The 3768-nt window shown below is 60.1% G+C and carries 4 protein-coding genes; 3 read left to right on the forward strand and 1 reads right to left on the reverse strand.

Annotated elements, in window-relative coordinates; translation table 11 throughout:
• Window positions 1-48 precede the first annotated feature (48 nt).
• Window positions 49-951 carry a LysR family transcriptional regulator gene (locus tag ACRESD_RS13085; RefSeq protein ID WP_431751283.1) on the reverse strand — a complete coding sequence of 301 codons (903 nt, stop codon included), beginning with the start codon at window positions 949-951 and terminating at the stop codon, window positions 49-51.
• A 133-nt stretch (window positions 952-1084) separates the two neighbouring features.
• Here ACRESD_RS13085 and ACRESD_RS13090 point away from each other — a divergent pair, with 133 nt between their 5' ends.
• From ACRESD_RS13090 to ACRESD_RS13100, 3 genes are read left to right on the forward strand one after another with little or no spacing between them, the layout of a single operon-like run.
• Entirely contained in the window at window positions 1085-1783 is a 699-nt protein-coding gene (locus tag ACRESD_RS13090; RefSeq protein WP_058425579.1) for a CoA transferase subunit A, read from the forward strand.
• Window positions 1784-1817: 34 nt separating this feature from the next.
• Complete coding sequence (locus tag ACRESD_RS13095) at window positions 1818-2477, forward strand: CoA transferase subunit B (RefSeq protein ID WP_431751284.1); 660 nt, start codon at window positions 1818-1820, stop codon at window positions 2475-2477.
• 11 nt (window positions 2478-2488) lie between these two features.
• The gene (locus ACRESD_RS13100; protein ID WP_431751285.1) at window positions 2489-3670 is read left to right on the forward strand and encodes an acetyl-CoA C-acetyltransferase; all 1182 of its coding nucleotides are present in this window, start codon (window positions 2489-2491) and stop codon (window positions 3668-3670) included.
• Window positions 3671-3768 lie beyond the last annotated feature (98 nt).

Consider the following 3768-nt stretch of genomic DNA (forward strand, 5'->3'; position numbering starts at 1 on the left):
CTTATATGGGAGCTGGTTTACCAGCTCCCATTTTTGTATCTGGCACAATCAAAAAGTCGGAAACCTGCCCTTCCCGGCTTCATCCCGAAAAATATCAAACAGCACCTGTGCCGCCGCCGAAAGTTCATGCCCTGGCTTGGTCAGCACGCCAATGGGTCGTTCGATCACCGGGTCACTCAAAGTGATGCAATGAGCGCCCGCCTCCTCCATCTGCCGCGCACATAACGCGGGGACGGCGCTGACCCCCAACCCAGTGGCAACCATTTTGCCCACTGTCGCCAACTGATGGCTTTCCAAGGCTACCGGCAGTTTCATCTGTAGGGCGCCCAGGTGCTCCTCCAGCATGACCCGCACCGTGGAAGGCCGCTGCAAGGTAATGAACGGCTGTTCCAGCAGGGTTTTCCAATCGATCTCAGTACGCTGTGCCAAGGGTGAATCAGCCGGCACCACCGCGATGAATCGGTCCAGGTACAGCGGCGTAAACGCCAACGAAGACCCCTCTGAAGGCTCGAACGCAACGCCCAGCTCCACTTGGCGGTCGCGGACCATCTCCAGCACCTGCTCATTGATCAGGTCATGTACTGTCACATTCACGTGGGGGTAACGTTCGCGAAATATCTTGAGAATCGGCGGCAACAGGTTGCCTGCGAACGACGGCATCGCCGCGACGGTCACCCGTCCACGCTGCAAGGTGAAGCGCTGGCGCAGTTCGTCTTCGGCGTTGTCCCAGTCGGCAATCAGACGACGTGCCAGGGGCAACAGCGATTCGCCTTCGGGGGTCAGTGCAACGTTGCGGGTATTGCGGCTGAACAAGCGCCCGCCCAACCCTTCCTCCAGCCCCTTGATGGTCAGACTCAGCGCCGATTGGGAAAGGTGCAGGCGCTCGCAGGCCGCGGCAAAACTCAAGGTTTGGGCCACAGCGAGAAAGGCACGCATCTGTTTAACTGTCATGAGGCGACTCCAAACGGCCAGGCAACTATGCTGTTTTTTAAATCAATCAACCTTAAAAAACAACTTAACAAATCAATGCTTCAGCGCAACACTCGGTTCATTGGCTGGCCCACAAACAATAAAAGAGGTGCATATGGCAGGTTTCGATAAACGCGTGGCGTCCTATGAAGAAGCGCTGGCAGGCCTGGAAGACGGCATGACCGTGCTGTCCGGTGGTTTTGGCCTGTGCGGCATTCCGGAAAACCTCATCGCCGAGATCAAGCGCAAAGGCACCCGCGACCTGACTGTGGTTTCCAACAACTGCGGTGTCGACGGTTTCGGCCTGGGCGTTCTGCTGGAGCAAAAGCAGATCAGCAAAGTGATCGCGTCCTACGTAGGTGAAAACGCCCTCTTCGAGAAGCAACTGCTCAGCGGCGAAATCGAAGTAGTACTGACCCCCCAAGGCACCCTGGCGGAAAAAATGCGCGCAGGCGGTGCCGGTATCCCGGCCTTCTTTACTGCCACCGGCGTTGGCACTCCAGTCGCCGAAGGCAAGGAAACCCGCGAATTCAACGGGCGCCCGTACCTGATGGAAGAGTCCATCACCGGCGACTTCGCCATCGTCAAAGGCTGGAAAGCCGACCACTTCGGCAACGTCATTTATCGCCACACCGCCCAGAACTTCAACCCGCTGGCCGCCACTGCGGGCAAGATCACCGTGGTCGAGGTCGAGGAAATCGTCGAACCGGGCGAGCTGGACCCGGCGCAGATCCACACCCCTGGCATCTACGTCGACCGGATCATCTGCGGCACGTTCGAGAAGCGCATCGAACAGCGCACCGTGCGCAAGTAATTCGCCTCCAGCCCAGACAATAAGAGGAAAAAACATGGCTCTTACCCGCGAACAAATGGCCCAACGCGTCGCCCGCGAAATGCAGGACGGTTACTACGTCAACCTCGGCATCGGCATTCCGACCCTGGTGGCCAACTACATTCCTGAAGGCATGGAAGTCATGCTGCAATCGGAAAACGGCCTGCTGGGCATGGGCCCGTTCCCGACCGAAGACACCATCGATGCCGACATGATCAATGCCGGCAAACAGACTGTGACCGCGCGCATCGGCGCCTCGATCTTCTCCTCCGCCGAGTCCTTCGCGATGATTCGCGGCGGCCACGTCGACCTCACCGTACTCGGTGCATTTGAAGTAGACGTACAGGGCAACATCGCCTCGTGGATGATCCCCGGCAAGCTGGTAAAGGGCATGGGCGGTGCCATGGACCTGGTGGCCGGTGCGGAAAACATCATCGTGATCATGACCCACGCGTCCAAGGACGGTGAGTCCAAGTTGCTCAGCCAATGCAGCCTGCCGTTGACCGGCGCGAACTGCATCAAGCGGGTATTGACGGACCTGGCCTACCTGGAAATCGAAAATGGCGCTTTTGTCCTCAAGGAACGCGCACCTGGCGTCAGCGTTGAAGAGATTGTGAGCAAGACCGCCGGTAAACTGATCGTCCCGGACCACGTTCCAGAAATGCAATTCCAGTGAGGACAGATTCCATGCAAGACGTCGTGATTGTCGCTGCCACCCGCACCGCCGTGGGCAGCTTCCAGGGTTCGCTGGCCAATATCCCGGCACCTGAACTGGGCGCAGCTGTAATCCGTCGCCTGCTGGAGCAGACCGGCCTGGACCCGGCCCAAGTGGATGAAGTGATCCTCGGCCAGGTACTCACCGCAGGCAGCGGCCAGAACCCGGCCCGCCAGGCCTCGATCCTGGCGGGCCTGCCCCACGCTGTGCCAAGCCTGACGCTGAACAAGGTCTGCGGCTCGGGCCTCAAGGCCCTGCACCTGGGCGCCCAGGCCATCCGTTGCGGTGACGCAGACGTGATCATTGCCGGTGGCATGGAAAACATGAGCCTGGCACCCTACGTCTTGCCTGCCGCGCGCACCGGTTTGCGCATGGGCCACGCCAAGATGATCGACAGCATGATCACCGACGGTCTGTGGGATGCGTTCAACGACTACCACATGGGCATCACCGCCGAAAACCTGGTGGACAAGTACGGCATCAGCCGTGAAGCCCAGGACGCGTTCGCCGCCGCCTCGCAACAAAAGGCCGCTGCCGCTATCGAGGCAGGGCGTTTTGTCGATGAAATCACGCCGATCCTGATCCCTCAGCGTAAAGGCGATCCGGTGGCCTTCGCCGTGGACGAGCAACCTCGCGCCGGCACCACCGCCGAATCCCTGGCCAAGCTCAAACCCGCGTTCAAGAAAGACGGCAGCGTCACCGCCGGCAACGCTTCAAGCCTCAATGATGGCGCCGCTGCGGTGCTGCTGATGAGCGCAGACAAAGCCCGCGCCCTCGGCCTGCCGGTATTGGCACGTATCGCCAGCTATGCCAATGCGGGCGTCGACCCTGCCATCATGGGCATTGGTCCGGTCTCGGCGACACGCCGCTGCCTGGACAAAGCCGGCTGGAAACTGGGTGACCTGGACCTGATCGAAGCCAACGAAGCATTCGCTGCGCAATCCTTGGCGGTGGGCAAAGAGCTGGAGTGGGACGCTGACAAGGTCAACGTCAACGGCGGCGCCATCGCCATCGGCCATCCGATCGGCGCGTCAGGCTGCCGCGTGCTGGTGACCCTGCTGCATGAAATGATCAAGCGCGATGCCAAGAAAGGCTTGGCGACGCTGTGCATCGGTGGTGGTCAAGGCGTCGCCCTCGCCCTCGAACGCAACTGATTCAACGCGCAACATGGAGAAGGCCCGGTTCCACGAAAACCGGGCCTTTTCTTTAAGGGATATGCCTGAAAAAACGCAGTCCACCTGTGGGAGCGGGC

This window comes from Pseudomonas sp., from assembly GCF_050739995.1.
Lineage (GTDB): Bacteria > Pseudomonadota > Gammaproteobacteria > Pseudomonadales > Pseudomonadaceae > Aquipseudomonas.